We start from the raw sequence: 25,468 nt of genomic DNA, 5'->3' as shown, positions 1-25,468 counted from the left end.
GTCGGCCGTACCTCCGTCGACCCCCACGCCCCCGCCCCCGTCGGCCGTACCTCCGCCGACCCCGCCCCCGGCAACCTTCGTACGCGGCTGACGAGTTTTGTCGGGCGGGAAGGGGACATCGAGGTGATTCGGGGGGACCTCGGGCGGGCTCGGCTTGTGACGTTGCTCGGGCCCGGGGGTGCCGGGAAGACGCGGCTCTCGCAGGAGGCGGCCGAGGGGCTCGCCGTGGCCGACGGGGTGTGGCTGGCGGAGCTCGCGCCGGTCGACGCGGCGGCCGATCCGGACGCCGTGCCCGAGGCCGTGCTGAACGCGCTCGGCGGTCGCCGTACCGTCCTGTACGGCATGGGCGCCGAGGAGCTGCGCGCCGCCGACCAGGGCGGCGGGGACCCCCTCGTGCGGCTCGCCGAGCACTGCGCGCCGCGCCGCATGCTGTTGCTGCTCGACAACTGCGAGCACGTCGTGGAGTCCGCCGCCCGCACCGTCGAGCATCTGCTCGCCCACTGCCCCGGCCTCACCGTGCTCGCCACCAGCCGCGAACCCCTCGGCGTGCCGGGCGAGTTGGTGCGGCCCGTCGAGCCGCTGCCCGAGCCCGTCGCGTTGCGGCTGCTCGCCGACCGGGGCGCCGCCGCCCGGCCCGGGTTCCGCGTCGAGGACGACCCGGAGGCCTGCGCCGAGATCTGCCGGCGCCTCGACGGCCTGCCGCTCGCCGTGGAGCTCGCCGCCGCCCGGCTCCGCTCGCTCACGCCGCGGCAGATCGCCGACCGGCTCGACGACCGGTTCCGGCTGCTCACCTCCGGCAGCCGTACGGTGCTGCCCCGGCAGCAGACCCTGCGCGCCGTCGTCGACTGGTCCTGGGAGCTGCTCGACGCGCGCGAGCGGGCCGTCCTCCAGCGACTCTCGGTGTTCGCGGGCGGCTGCGAACTCGACGCCGCCGAGGAGGTGTGCGGGGGCGCGCCCACCGGCTCCGAACCGGCCGGCGGCGAGCCCGCCTGCACGCTCGACCTGCACGTGGACCGCCGCGACGTCGCCGACCTCATCGGCTCCCTCGTCGACAAGTCCCTCGTCGTGGCGGCCCCTTCCGACTCGGGGGCGATGCGCTACCGGCTCCTCGAAACCGTCGCCGAATACGCGGGCGCCCACCTCGACGCCGCCGGCGACCGCCCCGCCGCCGAGCGGGCACACCTCGTCCACTACCGCGAACTCGCCCGCCGAGCCGACCCCGAACTGCGCGGAGCCGGGCAGAAGCAGGCCATCGCCCGCATCGAGCGCGAGTACGAGAACCTGCGCACCGCGCTGCGCCGGGCCATGGACGCGGGCGACGAGCAGGAGGGCCTCAGCCTGGTGCTCTCGCTGTGCTGGTACTGGCAGATGCGTGACCTGCGCAGCGAGTCCCGGCACTGGTCGGCCGCCGTGTCCGCGCTCGGCCCCGACCCGTTCGCCGAACCCGTGCAGCCCGCGCCGCCGCTCACCGAACGGTGCACGGCGAAGCCGCCGCCGATGGCGCCCGACCAGCTCCAGGAGGCGCGGCGCGGGGCCCGCCTGATGCAGATCGCGTCGATGGACCACCGGGCCGACGGCTGGAACCGCCCCGAGCACGAGCAGCGCCTGCAGGGCATCGTCGCCGCGTACCGGCCGGGCCTGCCGCAGACCTGCTGGAGCCCCGGCGCGTTCTGGGTGTTCGCGGTGCTCCTCACCGGCAGGCCCGACGACCTGCGGCAGCTCCTCGACCAGAACGTGCAGACCTGCCGTACGCACGGCTTCCGCTGGGAGCTCGCGTCGACGCTGCAGCTGCGCGCCAACGTCCTGGCCAACCGCAGCGCCTGGGGCGGGGACGCCGACCGCGACGCGACCGAGGCGCTCGCCCTGTTCACCGAGCTCGGCGACTCCTGGGGCGCCGCCGAGGCACTGTCGGCGCGCGGCGAGGCCTGGGAGCGGCGCGGCGAACTCGCCCACGCGGAACGGGACTTCGCGGCCGCCGTCGCCCACGCGGAGGCCATCGGCGCGGCCACCCAGGTGGCGGTGCTGCGGGTGCGGCTCGCCGGGATCATGCTGGAGACGGGGCAGGCGGAGCGGGGCGAGGAGATCCTGTGGGAGATCCTCCGCGAGGCCGGCGACACCTTCTCCGAGGCCGTGCCCGCGGCCCGTATCCACCTCGCGGGCCGCCTCGGCGACACCGGCCGCAGGGACGCGGCGCGCGAACAGCTCGACCTGCTGTGGGAGCAGTACTTCTCCGGGCCCGCCGTGATGTTCAAGGGCGTCCTGCACGGCATCTACGGCTGGCTCGACATCCTCGACGGCCGCTACGAGCAGGCGTACGAGCACGGCGCCGCCGCGTTCCGCTGGTCCCAGGACCCGGTGGCCGTGATGATCGCCCCGCACATGCCGTCCATCCAACTCGGCCTCTGCGCCTGGGCGTCGACCGGCGGCGGGGACCGCGAAGCGGCGTACCGCGGGGCCCGGATGCTCGGCGCCGCCGACGCCCTGCTGCCGCCGGGCCACCGCCCCGCCCGCCAGGAGCGCGCCCAACGCGACGCCGCCGAGCGGGCCGTACGGGAGATCCTGGGCGACGAGGCGTACGCGCGCGGGTACGCGGAGGGCGGCGGACTCTCCCTGGAGGAGGCCGCCGCCCTGATCTGATCCGAGGGCGACAAATGGGGCGGCGCGAAGCGCCTCGTTGAGGGGCGGTGGTCGGGCCGGCGGGCGGGATCAGCTCTTGTTGTTGAACTTGTGGACGGCGATCGGGGCCATGATCACCGTGAGGCCGATCGACCAGGCGAGCGTCACCCACAGGCCGTGGGCGATCGGGCCGCCCACCATCAGGCCGCGGGCCGCGTCCGCGAGGCCCGACATCGGGTTGTAGCGCGTGAACGCCTCCAGCCAGCCCGGCATCGACGCGGTCGGCGCGAAGATCGACGAGCCGAACTGCAGCGGCATCATCACGAGGAACCCCATGGCCTGCACGGACTGGGCGCTCTTCATGGTCACGCCGAGCGTCAGGAAGATCCACATCACGCCGAAGCCGAACAGGGCGCCGAGGCCGACGGCCGCGAACAGGCCGCTCCAGCTCACGATGTCGAAGCCGACGAGGACGCCCACGATCAGCAGCACGGTCGTGGCGACCAGCATCCGCAGGAGCTCCACGAAGATCTTCGCGACGAGCACCGAGCCGCGGCCGATGGGCAGGGACCGGAAGCGGTCCATGATGCCCTTCTGGAAGTCCTCGTTGAAGCCGGTGCCGACGGCCTGTGCGATGCCCATGCTCATCATCGCGAGCATGCCGGGGATCACGTACTGCACGTACGCGTCCTGGCCGCCGCCGAGGGCCTGGCCGATGGAGCCGCCGAAGACGTACACGAAGAGCAGTGTGAAGACGACCGGCATCAGCAGGGCGTCGAACATCGACTCCGGGTTGTTCCTGATCCACAGCAGGTTGCGGCGGATCAGCGCGCCGGTGTGCCGGGCGTGCGCGCGCAGCCCGATGCGGTCGTCGGCCGGGCCGGGCTGCGGCACGGGCGCGGCGTCGACGGGCGCGGTGGTCGCGGTGGTCATGCGGCGACCTCCTCTCGGATCGGGTCGGCGTCCTGCGGGGCACTGGCCTTCTGGCCGGTGATGGACAGGAACACCTCGTCCAGGCTGGGCAGTTCGGTGGCGATGTCGGCGAGCGCGTAGCCCCGCTCGGCGAGCGCGCCGACGATCGCGGTGAGCTGCTCGTCGCTCTGCACGGGGACCAGGACCGTGCCGTTCTCGGCGTCCACGGTGGCCGTGGCGAGCCCGGTCAGGCCGGAGGCGTCCAGGTCGGCGGCGAGGGCGCGCAGCTCGGCCGGGTCGGCGGGGCGTACGCGGAGGGTGCGGCCGCCGATCTTCGCCTTCAGCTCGGCGACCCGGCCGCCCGCGATGATCTTGCCGCGGTCGATCACGGTCAGCTCGGACGCCAGCTGCTCGGCCTCCTCCATGTACTGGGTGGTGAGCAGCACGGTCACGCCCTCGCCGACCATCCGCTTCACCTCGTCCCACACCTCGTTGCGGGTGCGCGGGTCGAGGCCGGTGGTCGGCTCGTCCAGGTACAGGACGGCGGGCTGCCCGATCATCGACGCGGCGAGGTCGAGGCGGCGCCGCATGCCCCCGGAGTACGTGGCGGCCGGGCGCTTCGCGGCCTCCGTGAGGGAGAACCGCTCCAGGAGTTCGGCGGCCCGGCGCTTGGCCTCGGAGCGGGACAGGTCGAGGAGCCGGCCGATCATGTACAGGTTCTCGAAGCCGGACAGCTTCTCGTCGACCGAGGCGTACTGGCCGGTCAGGCCGATCTTGCGGCGCAGCTGGCGGGGCTGGCGCAGCACGTCGTACCCGGCGACCGTCGCCGAGCCGGAGTCGGGGGTGATGAGGGTGGAGAGGCAGCGGACGAGGGTCGTCTTGCCCGCGCCGTTCGGGCCGAGCACGCCGAGGACGGTGCCTTCGCGGACGTCCAGGTCCACGCCGTCCAGTGCCTTGGTCTCGCCGTAGTGCTTGACCAGTCCCCGCACCTCTACGGCGTTGCGGCCGTCGCTTGGGTTCTTGTCGGATCGCGTCATGGCACCACCGTGCCGGGGGCTGCCGACAGATCACCGACAGCCCACCGACAGGGTGTTTACGCCCCCGACAGGGCACCGACACGGGGCTCCGCCCCGGACCCCATGGGTCGTTGTTCGGCTTCCCCGCCGTCGTGGCCGGTCGCGCAGTTCCCCGCGCCCCTGTCGGGGCGCGGATTCCCCCACCTCGCTGTGGGCAGGCGTTCCGCAGGGCGGAACGGGTGGGCACAGCGCCACGACGGCGGGTCAGACGAACGACGACCGGTGCTAGTGGAACGCGTGTTCCGGGGCCGGGAACTCTCCGGCCCGGACGTCGTCCGAGAAGGCGCGGGCCGCGTCCCCCATCACCGAGCGCAGCGCAGCGTACTGCTTCACGAAGCGCGGCATCTTGCCCGAGGTGAGGCCCATCATGTCCGTCCACACGAGGACCTGCGCGTCGCAGCCCGCGCCCGCGCCGATGCCGATGGTCGGGATGTGCAGGGAGCGCGTCACCTCGGCGGCGAGCTCCTCCGGGACGAGCTCCAGGACGACGCCGAACGCGCCCGCGTCCTGCGCGGCCTTCGCGTCGCGGAGCAGGCGGTGGGCGTCCTCGTCGCCGCGGCCCTGCACCCGGTAGCCCATGGTGTTCACGGACTGCGGGGTGAGGCCCAGGTGGGACATGACCGGGATGCCCGAGGAGACCAGCAACTCGGTCTGGGCGAGCGACCGTTCGCCGCCCTCCAGCTTCACCGCGCCCACCCCGGCCTCCTTCACGAGCCGGGTCGCCGAGCGCAGCGCCTGCACCGGGCCCTCCTGGTACGAGCCGAACGGCAGGTCGCCGACGATCAGGGCGCGCTTCGTACCGCGGACGACGGCGGCGCTGAGGACGGCCATCTCGTCGAGCGTGACGGGCACCGTGGTCTCGTACCCGAGGTGGCAGTTGCCCGCCGAGTCGCCGACGAGCAGGACGGGGATGCCCGCCTCGTCGAAGACGGACGCGGTCATGGCGTCGTACGCGGTGAGCATCGGCCACTTCTCGCCGCGCTCCTTGGCGGCGGCGAGGTCGCGGACGGTGACACGGCGGCTGGTCACGCCCCCGTACAGCGATGCTCCGGACGTCTTGCTGCGCTCGGGCGTCTGCGCGGCGGCAGGCGTGTGGGCAGCCGGAATCTGCGTCATGACGACGGCTCCTTCAATGTCATCTCGAGGCGCCCTGACGGCGTCCCCGGACCACAGCCATGGTGGCACCCCCGACGGCACCCGCGCCAGGGGAGTGCGGCCGGGGCTGGTGGTCCCGAACGTGCGCGTTTTGTCACAGACGCCGTTGAGCTGCGCCGACGCGGAACTCCGCACGGCCCCCTGTCGTCCTCGACCACGTACGGCCGTCGTGACGGCGGCGGGTAGAGGGCTGCACCTCATCCCCTAGGGTCTGGGGGCGGACGGTGTGCACGGCAGGCAGTGAGGCGACGGTATGGCGCAGGCGTACAGGGCGGAGACGGGGAACCGAAGCTCGGGGAGCGGGCGTTCCGGGTCCCGGCTGCGCCGCCTGGGCGGGGGCTGGCGCGGGGACCGCGGGATCTGGCGGCGCGGCCTCATCCTCGGCTTCCTCGCGGTGCTGCTCGCCCTGGTGATGCTGCTGCACGCGCACATCCCCAACGCGGTCGGCAACCTCGGCAGCCTCATCGAGACGTTCCTGCCGTGGCTCGGCCTCGGCGTGCCGCTGCTGCTCCTGCTCGCGCTCGCGCGGAAGTCGGCCACCGCCCTGGTCGCGGTCGTGCTGCCCGCCGCGGTGTGGGTGAACCTCTTCGGCGGGCTCGTCACCGACAAGTCCGGCTCGGGCGGCGACCTGACCGTCGTCACGCACAACGTCAACGCCGAGAACGCCGACCCGGAGGGCACCGCCCGCAAGCTCGCCGAGTCCGGGGCGGACGTGGTGGCCCTGGAGGAGCTGACCCAGGAGGCGCTGCCCGCGTACCGGAAGGCGATGGGGGAGACGTACCGCTACCACTCTGTGGAAGGCACCGTCGGCCTGTGGAGCAAGCTGCCGATGAGCGACAGCCGGCCCGTCGACATCAAGATGGGCTGGACCCGCGCGCTGCGCGCCACCGTGACGACCCCGAAGGGCGACGTCGCCGTGTACGTCGCGCACCTGCCCTCCGTGCGGGTCAAGGCCGACGCCGGGTTCACGGCCGGACAGCGGGACAACAGCGCGGAGGCGCTCGGCGTCGCCATCCGGGACGAGCCGGTCGAGAAGGTCGTGCTGCTCGGCGACCTCAACGGCACGATGAACGACCGCGCCCTGTCCCCGGTCACCTCGCAGCTGCGCTCCACGCAGGGCGCTGCGGGCGACGGCTTCGGCTTCAGCTGGCCGGCGGCGTTCCCGATGGCGCGGATCGACCAGATCATGGTGCGCGACGTGGAACCCGAGGCGTCCTGGACCCTCCCGGACACGGGCAGCGACCACCTGCCGCTGGCGGCGCGGGTCACGCTGTGAGGACTGTCATCCGGCGTTAACGGGGCCCTCATCCCGCGGAATACAACGGCTGGGAGACTTTGTTCCGTACGAGAACTTAAGTGCGTGAACTTAGGTGCGTGAACGAGTACGTGAACGTGAGTGCGTGAACGTACCTCCTGCCAGTTGTGAAGGGTCTCCCATGCCTGTGGCGCTGCTAGCGCTCGCCGTCTCCGCCTTCGGGATCGGCACCACCGAGTTCGTGATGATGGGCCTGCTGCCCAACGTCGCGGCCGACCTGGGCACTTCGGTCCCCACCGCCGGATATCTCGTCTCCGCGTACGCGATCGGCGTCGTCGTCGGTGCCCCGCTGCTCACCGCCTTCGGCTCGCGCGTGCCGCGGAAGAAGATGCTGGTGCTGCTCATGGCGGTCTTCACGATCGGCAACCTCGCCTCCGCCCTCGCCCCCACCTTCGGCCTGCTCGCCGCCGGCCGGGTCCTCGCCGGGCTGCCGCACGGCGCGTTCTTCGGCGTCGGCGCGGTGGTCGCCGCACGGCTCGTACGGGAGGGGCGCGAGGCGCGGGCGGTCGCGACGATGTTCCTCGGCCTGACCGTCGCCAACATCGTCGGCGTGCCCGCCGCGACGCTGCTCGGCCAGCACCTCGGCTGGCGCGCGACGTTCCTGGTCGTCGCCGCGATCGGGCTGCTCGCCATGGCCGCGCTCGCCCGGCTCGTGCCGTACGTGCCGCTCGACGAGGGGCAGAACCTGCGGCGGGAGCTGCGGGCGCTCGGCGACCGGCAGGTCCTGCTCGGCCTGCTCACCGCGGTGTTCGGCTTCGCCGGGGTGTTCGCCGTCTACTCGTACCTGGCGTCGATGACCACCGAGGTCATGCGGATGTCGGAGTCCTCGGTGACGCTGGTGCTCGCGCTGTTCGGCATCGGCATGACGCTCGGCGCGCTGGTCGCCGGGCCGCTCACGGACCGCGCGCTGCGGCCCACGCTGTACGGGTCCCTCGGCGCCCTCGCCGTGGTGCTGCTCGCCTTCGACTACACGGTGCACGTGCGGTGGGCGGCGCTCGTCACGGTCGTCGTGCTCGGTGCGGTGGGGTTCATGACGACCACGCCGCTGCAGATGCTGGTCATGCGCAAGGCCGCGCACGCGCCGACGCTGGCGTCGGCCTCCAACCACTCGGCGTTCAACCTCGCCAACGCGGGCGGGGCGTGGGCCGGCGGCGCGGCGATCGCGGCGGGCTGGGGCTGGATGTCGCCGACGCTGGTGGGGGCGGGGCTTGCGGTGGTCGGCCTGTCCATCGCCGTGGTCGCCGGTCTCCTCGACCGGGGTACGAGCCCGTCCCGGGTCGTCGCGGGGGGTGGGGCGACGGTGCCGGAGCAGGAGCGGGTGGGCTGAGGGAGGTTTCCTCCCCACCCCGCCCCTTCCCGAGAGCCTCCGGCGGTGTTCGTTCGGCTTTCCCGCCGTCGTGGTCGCTCGCGCAGTTCCCCGCGCCCCTGGACAGGGGCGCGGGGAACTGCGCGATCAGCTGCAGCGGCGCCACAGTCGGACGACGACCTGGGGGTCAGGTCAGTTCCCGCCAGCGGTTCGTGATCGGGAGCCGCCGGTCCTTGCCGAACCCCTTCGCCGAGATCTTCGTACCCGGCGGGTACTGCCGCCGCTTGTACTCCGCCCCGTCGACCAGGCGCAGCACCTTCCCGACCACCTCCGGCTCGTACCCCGCCGCGATGATCTCCTCCGCGCCCTTGTCCCGGTCCACGTACAGGGCCAGGATCCCGTCGAGCACCGGGTAGTCCGGCAGCGAGTCCGTGTCGACCTGGTCCGGGCGGAGCTCGGCGCTCGGGGGCTTGGTGATGGAGTTCTCCGGGATCGGCGGGGTCTGCCCGCGCTCGACCGCCGCCCGGTTGCGCCACTCGGCGAGCCGGAAGATCGCCGTCTTGTAGACGTCCTTGATCGGGCCGTACGCCCCCACCGAGTCGCCGTACAGCGTCGAATACCCCACCGCCAGCTCGGACTTGTTGCCCGGCGCGAGCACGATGTGGCCCTCCTGGTTGGAGACCGCCATCAGCATCGTGCCGCGCAGCCGCGACTGCAGGTTCTCCTCGGCGAGCCCGGTCAGGCCGAGCGAGCCCATGTACGCGTCGAACATCGGCTCGATCGGCACGGTGCGGAAGTTGAGCCCGGTGCGCCGCGCCAGCTCGGCCGCGTCGCCCTTGGAGTGGTCCGAGGAGTACTTCGAGGGCATCGAGATGCCGTACACGTTCTGCGCGCCGAGCGCGTCGCAGGCGATGGCGGCGGTGAGCGCCGAGTCGATGCCGCCGGACAGGCCGATGAGCACGGACCGGAAGCCGTTCTTCGCCGCGTACGCGCGCAGGCCGACGACGAGCGCCGAGTAGATCTCCTCGTCGTCCTCGAGCCGCTCCGCGTACCCGCCCGCGAGCTCCGGCTCGTACGCCGGCAGGGGGTCCTCGGAGAGCACGACGTGGTCGATGCGCAGGCCGTCGTCGACCACCCCGGACGGGGCCGGGCCGGCGGCCGGCAGGTCCAGGTCGAGCAGCACGCTGCCCTCGGCGAACTGCGGGGCGCGCGCGACGACTTCGCCGCTCGCGTCGACCACGATCGAGTCGCCGTCGAAGACCAGCTCGTCCTGCCCGCCGATCATCGCGAGGTACGCCGTGGTGCAGCCGGCCTCCTGGGCGCGCTTGCGCACCAGCTCCAGGCGGGTGTCGTCCTTGTTCTGCTCGTACGGCGAGGCGTTGATGGAGACGAGCAGGCCCGCGCCCGCCGAGCGGGTGGCCGGGACGCGGCCGCCGTCCTGCCAGAGGTCCTCGCAGATGGCGAGCGCGACGTCGACGCCGTGCACGCGGATCACCGGCATGGTGTCGCCGGGCACGAAGTACCGGAACTCGTCGAAGACGCCGTAGTTCGGCAGGTGGTGCTTGGCGAAGGTCAGCGCCACCTCGCCGCGGTGCAGCACGGCCGCGGCGTTCTGCGGGGCGCCCGCGGGCTGGCCGTACTTGGGCTGGGCGGTCCCGGACCGGTCCAGGTAGCCGACGATCACCGGGAGTTCGCCGTACCCCTCGTCGGCCAGGCGGGCGGCGAGCGCGCGCAGCGCCTGCCGGGACGCCTCGACGAAGGACGGGCGCAGGGCCAGGTCCTCGACGGGGTAGCCGGTGAGGGCCATCTCCGGGAACGCCACCAGGTGGGCGCCCTGTTCGGCGGAGTGCCGGGTCCAGTGCACGATCGAGTCGGCGTTCTGGGCGAGGTCGCCGACGGTCGAGTCGATCTGATTCAAGGCGAGGCGTAGTTGAGGCACGCCGCCCAGTGTAATCGTCAAAGCGACGCGATGTCGTGGCGGCCTGGTGTGGGGAGCCCCACGTGCGGGGCTCCCCGGTGGTGCTACTTCGCGGGGCCCGTCCAGATGATGTCGTCGTACTTGATGACCTCCGGGCCGACCTCCAGCTGGACCTCCTTGGTGGCGTCCGCGGGCACGGAGAACGCGAAGTTCCCCTGGGCCTGCTTGCCCGCGAGGAGCTTGCCGTTGAACGGCTTGGTGCCGTTGCTGCCGTCGAAGACCATCTCGACGTCCGCGCCCTTGGCGTCCCGCAGCGTCGGCAGGGCGGTGGTGACGTCCATGGTCTTCTTGCCGCCGTTGACGATGGTGATCGTGAACTGCACCGCCACGTTGCCGTCCTTGTGCCCGGCCGCGAACTCGTCGGGGCTGTACGGCTTCGGCTTGGACACGGTGACCTTCACGCCGTCGTCGTACGTGTGGGTCGCGCCGAACTTCAGCGGCTCGTCGGACGCGGCGGGCTCCTCGGTGTCGTCGCCGCCGGCCGGGTCGTCGGCGCCCGCGCCGGGGTCGGCGGTGGCGGCCTTGTCGACCTCCTTCTGGATCTCGTCGGACACCTTCTGCACGGCCATCACGACGACCACGAGCCACACGATCGACACGACGACCGCGAGGCCGCCGAGGATCGTGCCGGCGAGCGCGACGCCCTTGTTCGTGGCCAGGCCCTTGCGTGCCCGCGCGTGACCGATCAGGCCGAATATCAGGGCGAGCACGCCGAGGATGATGCCGCCCCACACGGTGAAGAACAGCACCGCGCCGATGATGCCGAGCACGAGGGCCGTGGTGCCGAGGCCGTTCTGCGGCTGGGGAGGGGTCGGGAACGGCGGAGCCATCGGCTGGCCGCCGGGCGGCGGGCCGAAGGGCGAGGGCTGGCCGGGGTTGTTGTTGGGCGCGGTCATGTGGAGTCCTAGTGAAGGAGCGGTGAAACGGGGCCCATGAGTGAACCCCGCGCAGGATGGACTCGCGGACCCCGGCCATGGTTGTACGGGCGTGTCCGACGTCTTGCGGAATGGGATGCGTCGGCGGGCGGGCTCCGGGGATGCACGGTGCGGCGCCCGTAGTCTGCGTCCCACTATGTCCACTCAAGACCGGATCAGTCCGTCGCGGGACGCGCGTATCGCCGCCGCCCTGCTCGGCCTCGGCGCCGTCGCCTACACCGCCTGGGTCCTGGAGGCCGTACTCGCCACCGGGCTCGATCCGATACGGACGTACGTCAGCGAACTCGCCGCCGAAAGCCAGGAGTTGGGCGGCCTCTTCCGGGCCACCGACCTCACCGCCGGACTCCTCGTGTGCGCGGGCGCGGCCTGGGCGCTCGCCCGGCTCGGCCCGCACACGCTGTGGTTCCGGGTCGGCTGGGCCGGGCTGCTGCTGTTCGGCGCGGCCACCGCCGTCGACTCGCGGCTGCCGCTCAGCTGCACGCCGACCGCCGACCCCGAGTGCGCGGCGCGCGAGACGGACGGCCTGGTGCCCGCGACCCACACGGCCCACGCCATCAGCAGCTCCCTCGCCGTGACCGGCGCCCTGATCGGCCTGGTCGTCCTGACCGCGGCCGCCCGCCGCGACCCGCACCGCCGACGCTCGGCGCTCGCGCGCTTCGGCCCGTGGCTCGTCGCGCTCGAACTCGCGGTCACCGTCTGGACGTTGAGCGCCGTCGCCGCCTTCCAGTCCGGCCACGGCACCTGGCTCCTCGGCCTCGCCCAGCGCGCCCAGGTCCTGCTGATCGCGGCCTGGCTGGCCCTGCTCGTACGGGAACTGCTGCGGGTACGCGGCCCTCGGGGCGCGGCACGGGCGGAGGCGGGCCGGTGAGCGGCGTGCACGGGAACGGGCCGGTGAGCGGCGTGCACGGGAACGGGCCGGTGAGCGATACGGCCTGGCCGGTGAGCGGCGCGGCCCCGCGGTTCGTGCGGATCGACGGCGTGCCGCACCACGTCCTCGTCGAGGGCGCCGGGCCCGTCTGCGTCCTGTCGGGCGGGCTCGGCATGGCCTGGTACGACTGGGACGCCGTGGCCGCGCTGCTCACCCCGTACCGGACCGTCGTGCGGTTCGACCGGCCCGGCCTCGGCCTCAGCGGCCCGGCCCGGTCCGCGCCGACGCTGACCGGCGAGGCAGGGCGGATCGTGCGGGTCCTCGACGCCTGCGGGCTGCCGGGCCCGGCGACCCTCGTCGGGCACTCGCTCGCCGGGTTCCACTGCGAGGCCGCGGCACGGCTGTGGCCGGAGCGGGTGGCGCGGCTCGTCCTCGTCGACTCCAGCGTGGAGGAACGGGCCCGGCCCCGGCCCCGTGCGACCGCGCTGCGGTTCGCGCTCGCGCGCGGCTCCGGGACGCTGCTCGGCGCGGCCGGGGTCCCGTACGCCCTCGGCCCGGCGCTGCGTCGCGCGTCGGTGTTCCTGGCCCGTACGGGCGGCGGCGACCCGGCGCCGCACGAGCTGGTGCGCCGCACCTACGGGACTAGCCGCGCGCTGCGGGCGATCCTCGCCGAGCACGCGACGTACGGGGAGGCCGCGGCTCAACTGGCGCTGCTGCGGGGGGAGTCGGCGCTGCGGGACGGCCTGCCGGTGCTGGTGCTCGCCGCGGGCGCCGACGCCGGGTGGCTGCGGCGGCAGCGGCGCCTGGCCGCCCGCCTCGGCGCGGAGTTCCGCGTCGCCCCGGAGGCGGGCCACCTGGCGATGCTCGACCGCCCGCACGAGGTGGCGGCGGCGGTCCTGGGGGAGTAGAGGAGCAGAGGGCGCGACCCCGGCGGGGTCACTCCGGCTTCGCGCCCCGCGCCTTCAACAGGTCCGCCATCAGGCTCAGTTCGGACTCCTGCGCCGTCACCATGCCCTGCGCCAGGTCCCGCTGCACGCCCGGGCGGCAGCGGTCGACGCAGCCCTCGGCCATGTGCACGCCGCCCTTGTGGTGCGCGGTCATCAGCTGCAGGAACAGCACCTCGGCCCGCTCGCCCGAGGCCTTCTCCAGACGCGCCAGATCCGCCTTCGTGGCCATGCCGGGCATCAACGGGCCGCCCTTGCCGGAGCCCGAGCCGTGCCCCGAGTGCCCCGAGTGGCCGGACTCGGACCCGTGCCCGCCCTCGGCCGTGCCCATCCACGCCATCGGCGCCCCCGACGACACCTTCGGCAGCCCCCACATGTCCAGCCAGCCGAGCATCATGCCCCGCTGGTTGGCCTGCGTGTTCGCGATGTCGTACGCGAGCCTGCGGACCTCCTCGTCGTCCGTGCGGTCGCGTACGACGAAGGACATCTCCACGGCCTGCTGGTGGTGGACCGCCATGTCGCGCGCGAACCCGGCGTCCGCCGAGTCCGCCCCCGGAACGGAGGCCGACGTTGCGGACGCCGGAACGGCGGGGTCGTCGGCCGGGCCGTCGGCCAGCGCGGCCGTCACCCCGCCGGCCGCCGCGGCGAGCAGCACCGCCCCGCACACGGCCGCCCACCCCGCACGCCTCACTGCGCGATCCCGCCCTGGCAGGCCGCGCCCGGCTCCGGGGTCTGCTTGCCCTGCACGTACTTGGCGAAGAACGTGTCGACGCGCGGGTCCTTCGCGCTGTCCACGGTGAGCTGCTTGCCCCAGGCGCTCAGCATCAGCGCGCCCTTCTGCTCGTTCACGGGGCTCATCAGCGAGTACGGGGTCGCCGAGACCTTCGCCTCCAGCGCCTTCAGGTCGGCGGGCTTCGCCCGGTCGTTGTACGTCACCCAGACGGCGCCATGTTCGAGGGAGTGCACGGCGTGCTTGTCCGGGATCGGCTTCGCGTACACGTCGCCGTTGCAGTTCATCCAGACCTGGTCGTGGTCACCGCCGACCGGAGGCGTCATCGGGTAGCTCACGGGCTTCGTGACGTGGTTGCGGCCCAGCTTCTTCGCGTCCCAGGCCTGCTCGCCCTCGATGTCCTTCCCCTGGGCCTCCTTGCGGAGCTTCTCCTGCCGCTTCTGCTCGGCGGCGACCCGGGCCTCTTCCCGCTGCTTCTCGTTCCGTTCGCTGATGAACAGATACGAGCCGAACCCCACCAGCCCCGCGACGACGGCGGTGCTCGCGACGATCGCGATGGTCCGGTTGCGGCGCTCCCGCGCCCGTTCGGCGCGGCGCATCGCCTCTATTCGGGCCTTGCGGTCGTTCGGGCTTCCCTGCCCGGATGTCTTGCTGGAACCCATGAGTTGTCCTTCTGCGGAAAGGTACGGAAGACGGGTACGGCGGCCCGCCGATCGTAGTGGCCACCGGGATGTCGTACGCCACAAGGGGCCCGTAATCTGGCGGAAACCCCTGGCCTCGACAATGAAGCTCCTACCGTGCCGGGGCGGTGGTGCACAGACCGTCTGAACTGCAAGGATGTAGCTATGGACAAGCAGCAGGAATTCGTGCTCCGCACCCTCGAGGAGCGCGACATCCGCTTCGTACGCCTGTGGTTCACGGACGTCCTGGGCTTCCTCAAGTCCGTCGCGGTGGCCCCGGCCGAGCTGGAGCAGGCCTTCGACGAGGGCATCGGCTTCGACGGCTCCGCGATCGAGGGCTTCGCCCGGGTCTACGAGTCGGACATGATCGCCAAGCCCGACCCGTCGACGTTCCAGATCCTGCCCTGGCGCGCCGAGGCCCCCGGCACGGCCCGGATGTTCTGCGACATCCTCATGCCCGACGGCTCCCCGTCCTTCGCCGATCCGCGGTACGTCCTGAAGCGGGCCCTCGCCAAGACCTCGGACCTCGGCTTCACCTTCTACACCCACCCCGAGATCGAGTTCTTCCTGCTCAAGGACAAGCCGGTGGACGGCTCCCGGCCCACCCCCGCCGACTCCTCCGGCTACTTCGACCACACCCCGCAGAACGTCGGCATGGACTTCCGCCGCCAGGCCATCACGATGCTCGAATCCATGGGCATCTCGGTCGAGTTCAGCCACCACGAGGGCGCCCCCGGCCAGCAGGAGATCGACCTGCGGTACGCGGACGCGCTGTCCACGGCCGACAACATCATGACGTTCCGCCTGGTCATGAAGCAGGTCGCGCTCGAACAGGGCGTGCAGGCCACGTTCATGCCGAAGCCGTTCTCCGAGCACCCGGGCAGCGGCATGCACACGCACCTCTCCCTCTTCGAGGGCGACCGCAACGCGTTCTACGAGTCCGGCGCCGAGTACCAACTGTCCAAGGTGGGCCGCTCCTTCATCGCCGGTCTGCTCCGCCACGCCGCCGAGATCTCCGCGGTCACCAACCAGTGGGTCAACTCGTACAAGCGCATCTGGGGCGGCTCCGAGCGCACCGCCGGCGCGGGCGGCGAGGCCCCCTCGTACATCTGCTGGGGCCACAACAACCGCTCGGCCCTCATCCGCGTGCCCATGTACAAGCCGGGCAAGACCGGCTCGGCCCGCGTCGAGGTCCGCTCCCTCGACTCCGGCGCCAACCCGTACCTGGCGTACGCGGTGCTGCTCGCCGCCGGCCTCAAGGGCATCGAGGAGGGGTACGAGCTGCCGCCCGGCGCCGACGACGACGTGTGGGCCCTGCGCGACGCCGAACGCCGCGCCCTCGGCATCGAACCGCTCCCGCAGAACCTCGGCGAGGCCATCGCCCTGATGGAACGCTCGGAACTGGTCGCCGAGACCCTCGGCGAGCACGTCTACGACTTCTTCCTGCGCAACAAGAAGCAGGAGTGGGAGGAGTACCGCAGCGAGGTCACGGCCTTCGAGCTGCGGAAGAACCTGCCGGTGCTGTAAGGCAGTCGAGGCGGTCGGCCAGGGTGCGGGACCCGCGTCCCGCACCCCCGCCGCCCGCCGTGCTCAGATCGCCGACCGCAGCGGCTTCTCCGCCCGCACCCGGTACTCCTGGACGCCCCAGCCGTTGCCGTCCGGGTCCTTGAAGTACATGAACGTGGCGCCGTCCTGGTCCGCGTAGACCACCGGGTCGCTGACGTCCAGGCCGCGGTCCGTCAGCTCCTTGTGGGCCTGCTGGATGTCGGGGACGCACAGCTGCAGGCCCTGGTACGAGCCCGGGGCGGGTACCGGCTTCACGTTCAGGCCCTCCAGGTTGTTGCAGAGCGCCACCGAACAGCCCGACCCGGGCGGCGTCAGCTGCACGATCCGTACGCCCGGCATGACCTCGTCGTCGAGGTCCACATGGAAGCCGACCTTGTCGCGGTAGAACTCCTTCGCCCGGTCCACGTCGGAGACGGGAAGCGTGATGACTTCGAGGGTGTACTCCATGGTGTCTCTCCCTGGCTGGTCAGAACCGCCGTCGCAGCTGGTCAGAACCGCCACCGCGTCTGGCTGAACAGCTCGCCCTTGCCGAAGCCGAAGGCCGTGCGGGGCACCACCGAGTACACCAGGTCCAGGCCGTTCGCGCCCCGGAAGCCGCCCTCCGTCACCTCGCAGCTCCACACCTCGCCGTACTTCTCCGCCCACGCCGCCGCGAGCGCCCGCAGCCGCGGCTCGTCGGTGACGCGCTCCGCCGTGCCCTCCACCACGACGTCGTAGCCCGCGTCCAGCGCGCCCGACCCGGTGGTCAGGACCACCTCACGGTTCTCGGCGAGGTTCCGCGCCTTGCGCTCCTGCTCGCCGGTCGTGAAGTGCAGCGCGCCCTCCTGCCAGACCGCGATCAGCGGCGTCACATGCGGGCGGCCGTCCGGGCGCACCGTCGACAGCCAGAACACCTCCGCCCGCTCGATCCGCTCCCGGGCCTGCGACCAGGGCACGGCCTGTGCGTCGGCGGAGCTGTAGCGGGGATCCAGATCGGTACGCGGCGACTGCTGAGGCATGACGAACCCTTCCACCGGCGTGGTCTCTCACAGGGCGGACTCCGGCCGTCCCCGGAACTCATCGAAGGTTCCGGTCCCCGCGACTGCGACTACGCTCACTCCCGTACGACGTGATCACAGCGGGAGGCCGAACATGACCACGCCGGGGCGGAGAAGCAGCACGTTCACACGGCTGCTGCGGCACGGCTTCACCGACGCCTCCACGGCCGAGCGGCTCCTCGACAGCCCCGAGCTCGCCCCCGTACGCGCCGACCCCGTCCTCCTCGACGCCCTCGGCGCCACCGCCGACCCCGACCTGGCGCTGCTCGGCCTCGTCCGGCTCGTGGAGGCCCAGGCCGAGGACGAACGGCAGCTGCTGCTCGACACCCTGCTCTCCGCGAAGCCGCTGCGGGACCGGCTGCTCGGCGTGCTCGGCGCCTCCGAGGCCCTCGGCGACCACCTGGCCCGCCACCCCCGCGACTGGCAGGCCCTCGTCACGTACGAGGCGAGCGATCTGCACCCCGGCGTCGAGGAGTTCGAGCAGGGCCTCGCCGACGCCGTCGACCCCGTGACGCTGCGCGTCGCCTACCGGCGCTGCCTGCTCTCCATCGCCGCCCGCGACGTGTGCGGCACCACCGACGTCGCCCAGACCGCCGCCGAGCTCGCCGACCTCGCCACCGCCACGCTGCGCGCCGCCCTCGCCCTCGCCCGCGGCGCGGCCCCCGAGGACGCCGCGCTCTGCTCGCTCGCCGTGATCGCGATGGGCAAGTGCGGCGGGCACGAGCTGAACTACGTCTCCGACGTGGACGTCATCTTCGTCGCCGAACCGGCCGACGGCGCCGACGAGTCCAAGGCCCTGCAGGCCGCGACCCGGCTCGCCTCGCACCTGATGCGGATCTGCTCCGAGACCACCGTCGAGGGCGCCATCTGGCCCGTCGACGCCAACCTGCGGCCCGAGGGGCGCAACGGCCCGCTCGTCCGCACCCTCTCCTCCCACCTCGCGTACTACCAACGCTGGGCCAAGACCTGGGAGTTCCAGGCCCTCCTCAAGGCCCGCCCCGTCGCCGGCGACCCCGAGCTCGGCGAGGCGTACGTGCAGACGCTCGCCCCGCTGGTCTGGCAGGCCGCCGAGCGGGAGAACTTCGTGCCCGACGTGCAGAAGATGCGCCGCCGGGTGGTGGACAACATCCCCGCCGCCGAGATCGAGCGCGAGCTGAAGCTCGGCCCCGGCGGGCTCAGGGACGTCGAATTCGCCGTCCAGCTCCTGCAGTTGGTGCACGGCAGGGCCGACGCCTCGCTGCGCAGCGGCACCACCCTCGACGCCCTCGCGGCCCTCGCGGAAGGCGGGTACGTGGGCCGGGCCGACGCCGCGCAACTGGACGCCGCGTACCGCTTCCTGCGCGCCATGGAGCACCGCATCCAGCTGTACCGGCTGCGCCGCACCCACCTCGTGCCCGAGGACGAGAGCGACCTGCGGCGCCTCGGCCGCTCACTCGGCCTGCGCACCGAGCCCGTCACCGAGCTGAACCGGGCCTGGCGGCGGCACGCGGCCGTCGTCCGCCGGCTGCACGAGAAGCTGTTCTACCGGCCGCTCCTCGACGCCGTCGCCCAGCTCGCCCCCGGCGAGACCCGGCTGCGCGCCGACGCCGCCCGCGAACGCCTCGTCGCCCTCGGGTACGCCGACCCGGCCGCCGCCCTGCGCCACCTGGAGGCCCTCGCCTCCGGAGTCACCCGCAAGGCCGCCATCCAGCGCACCCTGCTGCCCGTGCTCCTCGGCTGGTTCGCCGACTCCGCCGACCCGGACGCGGGCCTCCTCGGCTTCCGCAAGGTGTCCGACGCGCTCGGCAAGACCCCCTGGTACCTGCGGCTGCTGCGCGACGAGGGCGCCGCCGCCGAGAACCTCGCCCGCGTCCTGTCCGCCGGCCGCCTCGCCCCCGACCTGCTGCTCCGCGCCCCGGAGGCGGTCGCTCTCCTCGGCGACGTGCGCGGACTCGAACCGCGCGGCCGGGACCACCTGGAGCAGGAGATCCTCGCCGCGGTGCGCCGGGCCGACGGCGCCGAGCAGGCCGTGGCGGCGGCCCGCGGGGTGCGGCGGCGCGAGCTGTTCCGTACGGCGGCGGGTGACTTGATCGGCTCGTACGGGACGGAGGAGAGCCCCGCCGAAGCCGACCCCGGGGCCTTGGTGGACCGCGTCGGGAACGCGGTCTCCGACCTCACCGCCGCCACGCTCGCCGGGACGCTGCGCGCCGTCGTCCGGGCCGGCTGGGGCGACGAGCTGCCCACCCGGTTCGCCGTCATCGGCATGGGCCGCTTCGGCGGGCACGAGCTGGGCTACGGCTCGGACGCCGACGTGCTGTTCGTGCACGAGCCGCGCGAGGGCGTCGACGACCAGGAGGCCGCGCAGGCCGCCAACCAGGTCGTCGCCGAGATGCGCCGGCTCCTGCAGCTGCCCACGTCCGACCCGCCGCTGCTCATCGACACGGACCTGCGGCCCGAGGGCAAGAACGGCCCGCTGGTCCGCACCCTCAAGTCGTACGCCGCGTACTACCAGCGCTGGTCGCACGTCTGGGAGAGCCATGCGCTGCTGCGCGCCGAGCCCGTCGCGGGCGACGCGGACCTGGGGCGCCGCTTCATCGAGCTCGTCGACCCGCTGCGCTACCCGGCGGAGGGCCTCGGGGACGACGCGGTACGCGAGATCCGCCGCCTCAAGGCCCGTATGGAGGCCGAGCGGCTGCCCCGCGGCGCCGACCCGACGCTGCACGCCAAGCTGGGGCGCGGCGGGCTCTCCGACGTCGAGTGGACGGTGCAGCTCATCCAGCTCCAGCAGGGCTGGGCCGAGCCGGGCCTGCGCACCACCCGCACCCGTGAGGCACTCGCCGCCGCCCGCGCCGCGGAGCTGATCTCCACGCAGGACGCGGAGGTCCTCGACGAGGCGTGGGTCCTCGCGACGCGGGTGCGGAACGCGGTGATGCTGGTGCGGGGGCGGGCCGGGGACACGTTCCCGTCGGACGGCCGCGAGCTGGCGGCGGTCGGGCGCTACCTCGGCTACGAGCCGGGCACGGTCGGCGAGATGATCGACGACTACCGCCGCATCACGCGCCGGGCGCGGCAGGTGGTGGAGGAGCTGTTCTACGGGGCGGCGGGGTAGGCGCCCCCGGGCCCCTGCTTCTCCTCAATCGCCGGAGGGGCCTCCGACGCCGGAGGGGCCTCCGACGCCGGAGGGGCTTTTGACCGACTCCGGCTCTCCCGCCGTCGTGGTTGCTCGCGCAGTTCCCCGCGCCCCTTTGGGGCGCTCGGGGGCAGACCGCGGCAAGCGGTACGGCGCCGTGCCGTACCAGGCGTACGCCGCCGCGAGGCCGACGAGGAGGCAGAGGAGCCCGCCGACCGCGTCGAGCCAGAAGTGGTTGGCCGTGGCGATGATGACCACGAGCGTCGCCAGCGGGTACAGCACCGCGAGCACCCGCACCCACGGCACCCGCGACAGCGTGAACAGCGCGAGCCCGCACCACAGCGACCACCCGATGTGCATGGACGGCATCGCCGCGTACTGGTTCGTCATGTGCTTGAGGTCGCCGGACGCCATCGACCCCCATGTCTCGTGCACCAGGACCGTGTCGACGAAGCCGCCGCCGTCGAACAGCCGCGGCGGGGCGAGCGGGAAGAAGTAGAAACCGATCAGGGCGAGTCCGGTGGTCGCGAACAACACCGTGCGCATGGCCGCGTACCGTCCGGGGTGGCGGCGGTACAGCCACACCAGAACGGCGATCGTCACAATGAAGTGCAGTGTCGCGTAGTAGTAGTTCATGCCGACGACCAGCCATGTCACCGAGTTCACGGCGTGGTTGACCGTGCGCTCGAATGCAAGGCCGATCGCGTGTTCCGCCTGCCAGATCCAGTCGGCGTTCCGCATCGCCGCGGCCTGCTGTTCCGGTACGGCATTGCGGACCAGTGAGTACAGCCAGTAACTCACCGCGATCAGGGCCAGCTCGTACCAGAGACGGGGGCGCCGGGGGGTGCGCAGGCGGCGCACGAAGGTCCCTTCCGGACGGGTCTGGACCTCCGCGACGAGGGGTGAGGTTCCGGCCGCCGTCCGGCCTTCCCGTGTGCTCACATTCGTCTCACCCATGGACAGAAAGTCTGCCAGAAATTCACCTTTGCACGATCATCCCTCGGGTGGGTCCGCAGTGCATTTTCTACGCCTCAGGGACTACTTCGGCATCTGCTTCCGTCCCCCCGGAGAAATACCTTCGGACGAGGAATCTCAGGTTCAACCCTTAGGGGCAGAAGCCTTGCGCGCAGAAGCCGTTGAACCGCGTACGACGAGTTCCGGCATGAACACGAATTCGCTGCGCGGGGCCGGCGTGCCGCCGATCTCTTCGAGCAGGGTGTTGACCGCGGCCTGGCCCATCGCCGGGACCGGCTTGCGGACCGTGGTCAGCGGCGGGTCGGTGAACGCGATCAGCGGGGAGTCGTCGAAGCCGACCACCGAGATGTCGTCCGGCACTTCGAGGCCCCGCTGCCGGGCGGCGCGGATGGCGCCGAGGGCCATCATGTCGCTCGCGCACACCACGGCCGTGCAGCCCCGGTCGATCAGCGCCGAGGCCGCGGCCTGCCCGCCCTCAAGGGTGAACAGCGAATGCTGCACGAGCCGCTCGTGCACGGTCTCCTCGCTCACGCCGAGCTGTTCCCGTACGGCGCGCACGAAGCCCTCGATCTTGCGCTGGACCGGCACGAAACGCTTCGGGCCGAGGGCCAGGCCGATGTCGGTGTGGCCGAGGGACACGAGATGCGTGACGGCCAGGCGCATCGCGGCCCGGTCGTCGGGCGAGATGAACGGGGCCCGCACCTTCTCCGAGAAGCCGTCGACGAGCACGAACGGCACGCCCTGCGCGCGCAGCTGCTCGTACCGGTCCATGTCGGCGCTGGTGTCCGCGTGCAGCCCGGAGACGAAGATGATGCCGGAGACGCCGCGGTCCACGAGCATCTCCGTCAGCTCGTCCTCGGTGGAGCCGCCGGGGGTCTGGGTGGCGAGCACCGGCGTGTACCCCTGCCGGGTCAGGGCCTGGCCGATGACCTGCGCGAGGGCCGGGAAGATCGGGTTCTCCAGCTCCGGCGTGATCAGGCCGACGAGCCCCGCGCTGCGGCTGCGCAGCCGGACCGGCCGCTCGTACCCGAGCACGTCGAGCGCGGCAAGCACGGACTGGCGGGTGGTCGCGGCTACGCCCGGCTTCCCGTTCAGCACCCTGCTGACCGTGGCCTCGCTGACCCCCGCCTGGGCTGCGATGTCGGCAAGCCTCGCGGTCATGGGCGCGACTGTACCGGGCGGATGTACGGATGCCTATCGGGATCCGGTGAGGGGAGGCGCCCGTAGGGGCGCGGGGAACTGCGCGAGCAACCCACGACGATCCGCACCCGGCGACGAAACGGAACAGGGCAGACGGGTTGCGGCGGGCGAGCGGAGGCCACCCTCAACTGCCGTGCACCGGCGCCAACTTCAACCCCACGAGCCGGCTGACGAGATCCCCGAACGGCCCGTCCGCCGGTTCCTCGGCCAGCATGCCGCGCAGCACGCCCGCCATGCCCTCGTCGTACGCCGCACTCACCGCGGCCAGCGCGGCGAAGTCGTGGACGAGTTGGAGTTCGAGCTCGGCGCGCGGCACCCGGCGGCCGTCGAGCCAGAGCAGCGCCGTCGACTCGGCGAGCGACACCCAGGAGCGGACGACGAGTTGGAGCCGGGCGGACGGCTCGTCGATGCCGAGGTGCGCGAGGATCTGCTCGTACGCGGCCTGCCGGACCGAGTTGATCAGGGCGTTGGTGGCGGACGAGCCGACCGCCGGGCCGCCCCGCATCAGCGCCGCGAAGCCGGGCCCGTGCTGGTCGACGAAGTCGAAGAAGCGGCCCATCACCCGCAACAGGCGGGCGCCGAGGGGGCCTTCGCGGGGTTCCTCGAACCGCGCGGCGAGATCGACGGCGGCCTTGCGCAGCGCCGCTTCGTACAGGCTGCGCTTGCCCGGGAAGTAGTGGTACACGAGCGGGCGGGAGATGCCCGCCGCGCCCGCTATCTCGTCGATCGACACCTCGTCGGGGGAGCGGTGGCTGAACAGTTCGAGCGCGACGGCGATCAACTGCTGTCGCCGCTCCTCGACTCCCATCCTGCGGCGCACCCCGGTCGTCATACGAACACCCTAACGGCCGGGGGTGCGTTCACCGCCAGGGGTCGGCGGCGCTCACAGGTCGAGGACCAGCTTGTCGCCGCGGGCGCGGGAGACGCAGATCAGCATCGAGTCGCGCCGTTCCTCGTCGTCGAGCAGCTCGTCCCGGTGGTCCACCTCGCCCGCCACGACCCGGAGTCGGCAGGTCCCGCAGAAGCCCTGCTCGCAGGAGTACGCGACGCTCGGCAGCTTCTTGCGGACCGCGGCGAGCACCGACTCGTCGGCCGGGACCTCCACCGTGCCGCCGCTGCGCCGGAGTTCGACCTCGAAGGCGGTGTTGCCCTCGGTCGCCGTGGCGGGCGTGAACCGTTCCAGGTGCAGGGTGCTGCCGTGCGGCAGGGCGGCGGCCACCGCGTCCATCAGGCCCTCGGGACCGCAGCAGTACACGGCGGCGGCCTGCGGAGCCCCGTCGAACAGCGCGGCGGCGTCCGGCCGGCCGTCCTCGTCCTCGGCGAGCACCGTCACCCGGCCGTGGCTGCTGCGGCCGAGCCGCGCCACCTCGTCGAGGAACGGCATCGACGCGCGCGAGCGGCCCGCGTACACCAACTGCCACTGCGCGCCGGACAGTTCGGCGGCGCGCAGCATCGGCAGGATCGGGGTGATGCCGATGCCGCCGGCCACGAACACGTACGCGTGCGCGGGTTCGAGCGGGAACCGGTTCCGCGGGCCGCGCACCTCGACCTCCGTGCCCTCGGCCAGCTTCTCGTGCACCTCCCGCGAGCCGCCGCGGCCGTCCTCGATCAGCCGGGTCGCCACGGTGTACGCGGACCGGTCCTCGGGATCGCCGCACAGCGAGTACTGCCGGACCGTGCCCGAGGGCAGCACCAGGTCCAGGTGGGCTCCCGGCGCCCAGGCGGGCAGCGGGCCCGCGGCCGGGTCGCGCGGTACGAGGCGCAGCCGGACCACGCCGTCGGCGACCTCGGTGCGCGCGGCGACCCGGAGGCGGTGGGCTCGGCCGCGCGGGCGGCCCGATATCGGGGTCTCCAGGGCGGGCATCGGCCACAGCGGGGCCGTGCTCATCCGGCGGCGCACGGCCCGTCGTACGAGCAGGGCTGCGCCCGCGACGGCGGCGACGGTGCGGAGCTTGGGCATGTCAGACGGCGCCTTTCCGGTTCTTCGGCACTGCACGCATCTCAGGCGGCGCCCTTCTCGCGGGTCGCGGTGACGCCCTTCTCGCGGGCCTCGGCGGCGAGGGCGGCCGGGGACGACGCCAGGTAGGCGACGGCCTGCTCGGTGGAGCCCTCGTGCGAGGGGTGGTACGCGCGGTTCAGGTACCGGGGGATGGAACGCGCCATCGCTCCCGCGGTCGGCAGCACGCCCTGCCGGCCCTTCGCGAAGAACTCCTTGAAGGACGCCTTGCCGTCCACGAGCGTCGGGTCGTTCTCCATGAAGAACCGCGCCCCGCGCTGCCACAGGAACACCAGCGCCGTGAACGCGGTCGCCCAGGTCCGCACCCGGCGCGCGTACGAGCCGTCGACATGCATGAACAGGTCGAACGCCACCGAGCGGTGCTCGACCTCCTCGGCGCCGTGCCAGCGCAGCAGGTCCAGCATGGTCGGGTCGGCGCCCCGCCGGTCCAGCTCGTCGGCGTTCAGGACCCAGTCGCCGAGGAACGCGGTGTAGTGCTCGATCGCCGCGATCAGCGCGACCCGCTCCATCAGCCACCACTTGCGCGGCTTGCCCGGCGGCAGCGTCCGGTCACCGAGCAGCTTCTCGAAGAACCAGTCGATCTGCGCCGTGTACGGGGTCGGGTCCAGGCCCTGCTCCCGCAGATGCGGAAGCACCTCGTCGTGGGCCTGGGAGTGCATCGCCTCCTGCCCGATGAACCCGATCACGTCGGCCCGCAGCTGCTCGTCCTCGATGTACGGGAGGATCTGCTTGTAGACGTGCACGAACCAGCGCTCGCCCGCGGGCAGCAGCAGGTGCAGGACGTTGATGGTGTGCGTCGTGAACGGGTCGCCGGGCAGCCAGTGCAGTGGCGTCTCGTCCCAGGCGAAGGAGACCTTCCGGGCCTTCAGGGCCGTCCACTCGGAAGCGATGGGCTGCGGCGCCCGGTCCGGCCGGGCCTGCGGCGTATTAGACATGGCGTCAATGTACTGACGGGTACGGTCGGGGTGTACCCCCTGTGCAGAGCTTTTTCGGTGCTGTCCTGATGGGCTTTCGGCGCGGTGGGGCTGTGGGGAACGGGGAGGGACGCG

At 72.6% G+C, this 25,468-nt stretch carries 21 protein-coding genes; 7 read left to right on the top strand and 14 right to left on the bottom strand.

Translation table 11 applies throughout. The annotated features are described in order from the left end of the window. A partial coding sequence (locus ACIDOF_RS05275; protein WP_409004466.1) for an ATP-binding protein occupies nt 1-2,637 on the top strand: 2,637 nt, incomplete at its 5' end. A 69-nt stretch (nt 2,638-2,706) separates the two neighbouring features. Here the strand turns inward: ACIDOF_RS05275 and ACIDOF_RS05270 are convergent. The 3 genes from ACIDOF_RS05270 to panB all read right to left on the bottom strand — a co-directional run bounded on the left by ACIDOF_RS05270 (nt 2,707) and on the right by panB (nt 5,720). Next, entirely contained in the window at nt 2,707-3,549 is an 843-nt protein-coding gene (locus ACIDOF_RS05270; RefSeq protein ID WP_409004465.1) for an ABC transporter permease, read from the bottom strand. Beyond that, nucleotides 3,546-4,565, bottom strand: a complete 1,020-nt coding sequence (locus ACIDOF_RS05265; RefSeq protein ID WP_409004464.1) for an ATP-binding cassette domain-containing protein — start codon at nt 4,563-4,565, stop codon at nt 3,546-3,548. Before ACIDOF_RS05265 ends, ACIDOF_RS05270 begins: the two co-directional genes overlap by 4 nt. Before the next feature lie 264 nt (nt 4,566-4,829). Next, complete coding sequence (gene panB, locus ACIDOF_RS05260) at nt 4,830-5,720, bottom strand: 3-methyl-2-oxobutanoate hydroxymethyltransferase (protein WP_409004463.1); 891 nt, start codon at nt 5,718-5,720, stop codon at nt 4,830-4,832. A gap of 292 nt (nt 5,721-6,012) precedes the next feature. On the opposite strand from panB, the gene ACIDOF_RS05255 reads away from it, so the two are divergent. Both ACIDOF_RS05255 and ACIDOF_RS05250 read left to right on the top strand, forming a co-directional pair. Next, on the top strand, nt 6,013-7,035 hold the full coding sequence (locus ACIDOF_RS05255; RefSeq protein ID WP_409004462.1) for an endonuclease/exonuclease/phosphatase family protein: 1,023 nt from the start codon (nt 6,013-6,015) through the stop codon (nt 7,033-7,035). A gap of 160 nt (nt 7,036-7,195) precedes the next feature. Continuing rightward, on the top strand, nt 7,196-8,401 hold the full coding sequence (locus ACIDOF_RS05250) for an MFS transporter (protein ID WP_409004461.1): 1,206 nt from the start codon (nt 7,196-7,198) through the stop codon (nt 8,399-8,401). A 166-nt stretch (nt 8,402-8,567) separates the two neighbouring features. Here the strand turns inward: ACIDOF_RS05250 and ACIDOF_RS05245 are convergent, their stop codons facing one another. Together ACIDOF_RS05245 and ACIDOF_RS05240 are read right to left on the bottom strand one after the other, a co-directional pair. After that, nucleotides 8,568-10,319 carry an NAD+ synthase gene (locus ACIDOF_RS05245; RefSeq protein WP_409004460.1) on the bottom strand — a complete coding sequence of 584 codons (1,752 nt, stop codon included), beginning with the start codon at nt 10,317-10,319 and terminating at the stop codon, nt 8,568-8,570. Between the two features lie 83 nt (nt 10,320-10,402). Further along, complete coding sequence (locus ACIDOF_RS05240; RefSeq protein ID WP_409004459.1) at nt 10,403-11,254, bottom strand: DUF4190 domain-containing protein; 852 nt, start codon at nt 11,252-11,254, stop codon at nt 10,403-10,405. A 175-nt stretch (nt 11,255-11,429) separates the two neighbouring features. Here ACIDOF_RS05240 and ACIDOF_RS05235 point away from each other — a divergent pair, with 175 nt between their 5' ends. Together ACIDOF_RS05235 and ACIDOF_RS05230 are read left to right on the top strand one after the other, a co-directional pair. Further along, nucleotides 11,430-12,161 carry a DUF998 domain-containing protein gene (locus ACIDOF_RS05235; protein ID WP_409004458.1) on the top strand — a complete coding sequence of 244 codons (732 nt, stop codon included), beginning with the start codon at nt 11,430-11,432 and terminating at the stop codon, nt 12,159-12,161. Nucleotides 12,162-12,211: 50 nt separating this feature from the next. Further along, nucleotides 12,212-13,069: an alpha/beta fold hydrolase gene (locus tag ACIDOF_RS05230; protein ID WP_409004457.1), complete on the top strand. Its 858-nt coding sequence runs from the start codon at nt 12,212-12,214 to the stop codon at nt 13,067-13,069. Nucleotides 13,070-13,097: 28 nt separating this feature from the next. On the opposite strand, the gene ACIDOF_RS05225 is transcribed toward ACIDOF_RS05230, so the two are convergent. Beyond that, the gene (locus tag ACIDOF_RS05225; RefSeq protein WP_409004456.1) at nt 13,098-13,796 is read right to left on the bottom strand and encodes a DUF305 domain-containing protein; all 699 of its coding nucleotides are present in this window, start codon (nt 13,794-13,796) and stop codon (nt 13,098-13,100) included. After that, on the bottom strand, nt 13,793-14,497 hold the full coding sequence (locus ACIDOF_RS05220; RefSeq protein ID WP_409004455.1) for a DUF3105 domain-containing protein: 705 nt from the start codon (nt 14,495-14,497) through the stop codon (nt 13,793-13,795). The genes ACIDOF_RS05225 and ACIDOF_RS05220 overlap by 4 nt, the downstream gene beginning before the upstream one ends. 183 nt (nt 14,498-14,680) lie before the next feature. Here ACIDOF_RS05220 and glnA point away from each other — a divergent pair, with 183 nt between their 5' ends. Further along, nucleotides 14,681-16,042, top strand: coding sequence for a type I glutamate--ammonia ligase (gene glnA / locus ACIDOF_RS05215; RefSeq protein ID WP_409004454.1), 1,362 nt, complete (start codon nt 14,681-14,683; stop codon nt 16,040-16,042). 63 nt (nt 16,043-16,105) lie between these two features. Here glnA and ACIDOF_RS05210 read toward each other — a convergent pair whose 3' ends face one another. Both ACIDOF_RS05210 and ACIDOF_RS05205 read right to left on the bottom strand, forming a co-directional pair. Next, nucleotides 16,106-16,528 (bottom strand): VOC family protein, encoded by a 423-nt coding sequence (locus tag ACIDOF_RS05210; protein ID WP_409004453.1) that lies wholly within the window; start codon nt 16,526-16,528, stop codon nt 16,106-16,108. Nucleotides 16,529-16,569: 41 nt separating this feature from the next. Continuing rightward, entirely contained in the window at nt 16,570-17,079 is a 510-nt protein-coding gene (locus tag ACIDOF_RS05205; RefSeq protein ID WP_409004452.1) for a pyridoxamine 5'-phosphate oxidase family protein, read from the bottom strand. A 133-nt stretch (nt 17,080-17,212) separates the two neighbouring features. Here ACIDOF_RS05205 and ACIDOF_RS05200 point away from each other — a divergent pair, with 133 nt between their 5' ends. Then, nucleotides 17,213-20,206 carry a bifunctional [glutamine synthetase] adenylyltransferase/[glutamine synthetase]-adenylyl-L-tyrosine phosphorylase gene (locus tag ACIDOF_RS05200; RefSeq protein ID WP_409004451.1) on the top strand — a complete coding sequence of 998 codons (2,994 nt, stop codon included), beginning with the start codon at nt 17,213-17,215 and terminating at the stop codon, nt 20,204-20,206. Nucleotides 20,207-20,230: 24 nt separating this feature from the next. Here ACIDOF_RS05200 and ACIDOF_RS05195 read toward each other — a convergent pair whose 3' ends face one another. From ACIDOF_RS05195 to ACIDOF_RS05175, 5 genes are all read right to left on the bottom strand, one after another. Then, entirely contained in the window at nt 20,231-21,184 is a 954-nt protein-coding gene (locus ACIDOF_RS05195) for a phosphatase PAP2 family protein (protein WP_409004450.1), read from the bottom strand. Between the two features lie 141 nt (nt 21,185-21,325). Beyond that, complete coding sequence (locus ACIDOF_RS05190) at nt 21,326-22,363, bottom strand: LacI family DNA-binding transcriptional regulator (RefSeq protein ID WP_409004449.1); 1,038 nt, start codon at nt 22,361-22,363, stop codon at nt 21,326-21,328. Between the two features lie 163 nt (nt 22,364-22,526). Beyond that, nucleotides 22,527-23,234 (bottom strand): TetR/AcrR family transcriptional regulator, encoded by a 708-nt coding sequence (locus tag ACIDOF_RS05185; protein ID WP_409004448.1) that lies wholly within the window; start codon nt 23,232-23,234, stop codon nt 22,527-22,529. 51 nt (nt 23,235-23,285) lie between these two features. Beyond that, the gene (locus ACIDOF_RS05180; RefSeq protein ID WP_409004447.1) at nt 23,286-24,362 is read right to left on the bottom strand and encodes a PDR/VanB family oxidoreductase; all 1,077 of its coding nucleotides are present in this window, start codon (nt 24,360-24,362) and stop codon (nt 23,286-23,288) included. A 41-nt stretch (nt 24,363-24,403) separates the two neighbouring features. After that, a complete protein-coding gene (locus ACIDOF_RS05175) occupies nt 24,404-25,354 on the bottom strand; it encodes a metal-dependent hydrolase (RefSeq protein WP_409004446.1) in 951 nt (316 codons plus the stop codon). Nucleotides 25,355-25,468: the final 114 nt, after the last annotated feature.

Origin of the sequence: Streptomyces sp. Da 82-17 (assembly GCF_046098215.1) — a bacterium.
Lineage (GTDB): Bacteria > Actinomycetota > Actinomycetes > Streptomycetales > Streptomycetaceae > Streptomyces.
This window is presented reverse-complemented; position numbering and strand designations above follow the sequence as displayed.

Coding starts and splice junctions, on each gene's coding strand:
- ACIDOF_RS05195 (WP_409004450.1), bottom strand. CDS start 21,184: ATGGGTGAGACGAATGTGAGCACACGGGAAGGCCGGACGGCGGCCGGA.
- ACIDOF_RS05190 (WP_409004449.1), bottom strand. CDS start 22,363: ATGACCGCGAGGCTTGCCGACATCGCAGCCCAGGCGGGGGTCAGCGAG.
- ACIDOF_RS05210 (WP_409004453.1), bottom strand. CDS start 16,528: ATGGAGTACACCCTCGAAGTCATCACGCTTCCCGTCTCCGACGTGGAC.
- ACIDOF_RS05235 (WP_409004458.1), top strand. CDS start 11,430: ATGTCCACTCAAGACCGGATCAGTCCGTCGCGGGACGCGCGTATCGCC.
- ACIDOF_RS05250 (WP_409004461.1), top strand. CDS start 7,196: ATGCCTGTGGCGCTGCTAGCGCTCGCCGTCTCCGCCTTCGGGATCGGC.
- panB (WP_409004463.1), bottom strand. CDS start 5,720: ATGACGCAGATTCCGGCTGCCCACACGCCTGCCGCCGCGCAGACGCCC.
- ACIDOF_RS05180 (WP_409004447.1), bottom strand. CDS start 24,362: ATGCCCAAGCTCCGCACCGTCGCCGCCGTCGCGGGCGCAGCCCTGCTC.
- ACIDOF_RS05185 (WP_409004448.1), bottom strand. CDS start 23,234: ATGACGACCGGGGTGCGCCGCAGGATGGGAGTCGAGGAGCGGCGACAG.
- ACIDOF_RS05240 (WP_409004459.1), bottom strand. CDS start 11,254: ATGACCGCGCCCAACAACAACCCCGGCCAGCCCTCGCCCTTCGGCCCG.
- ACIDOF_RS05255 (WP_409004462.1), top strand. CDS start 6,013: ATGGCGCAGGCGTACAGGGCGGAGACGGGGAACCGAAGCTCGGGGAGC.
- ACIDOF_RS05200 (WP_409004451.1), top strand. CDS start 17,213: ATGACCACGCCGGGGCGGAGAAGCAGCACGTTCACACGGCTGCTGCGG.
- ACIDOF_RS05220 (WP_409004455.1), bottom strand. CDS start 14,497: ATGGGTTCCAGCAAGACATCCGGGCAGGGAAGCCCGAACGACCGCAAG.
- ACIDOF_RS05175 (WP_409004446.1), bottom strand. CDS start 25,354: ATGTCTAATACGCCGCAGGCCCGGCCGGACCGGGCGCCGCAGCCCATC.
- ACIDOF_RS05270 (WP_409004465.1), bottom strand. CDS start 3,549: ATGACCACCGCGACCACCGCGCCCGTCGACGCCGCGCCCGTGCCGCAG.
- ACIDOF_RS05205 (WP_409004452.1), bottom strand. CDS start 17,079: ATGCCTCAGCAGTCGCCGCGTACCGATCTGGATCCCCGCTACAGCTCC.
- glnA (WP_409004454.1), top strand. CDS start 14,681: ATGGACAAGCAGCAGGAATTCGTGCTCCGCACCCTCGAGGAGCGCGAC.
- ACIDOF_RS05265 (WP_409004464.1), bottom strand. CDS start 4,565: ATGACGCGATCCGACAAGAACCCAAGCGACGGCCGCAACGCCGTAGAG.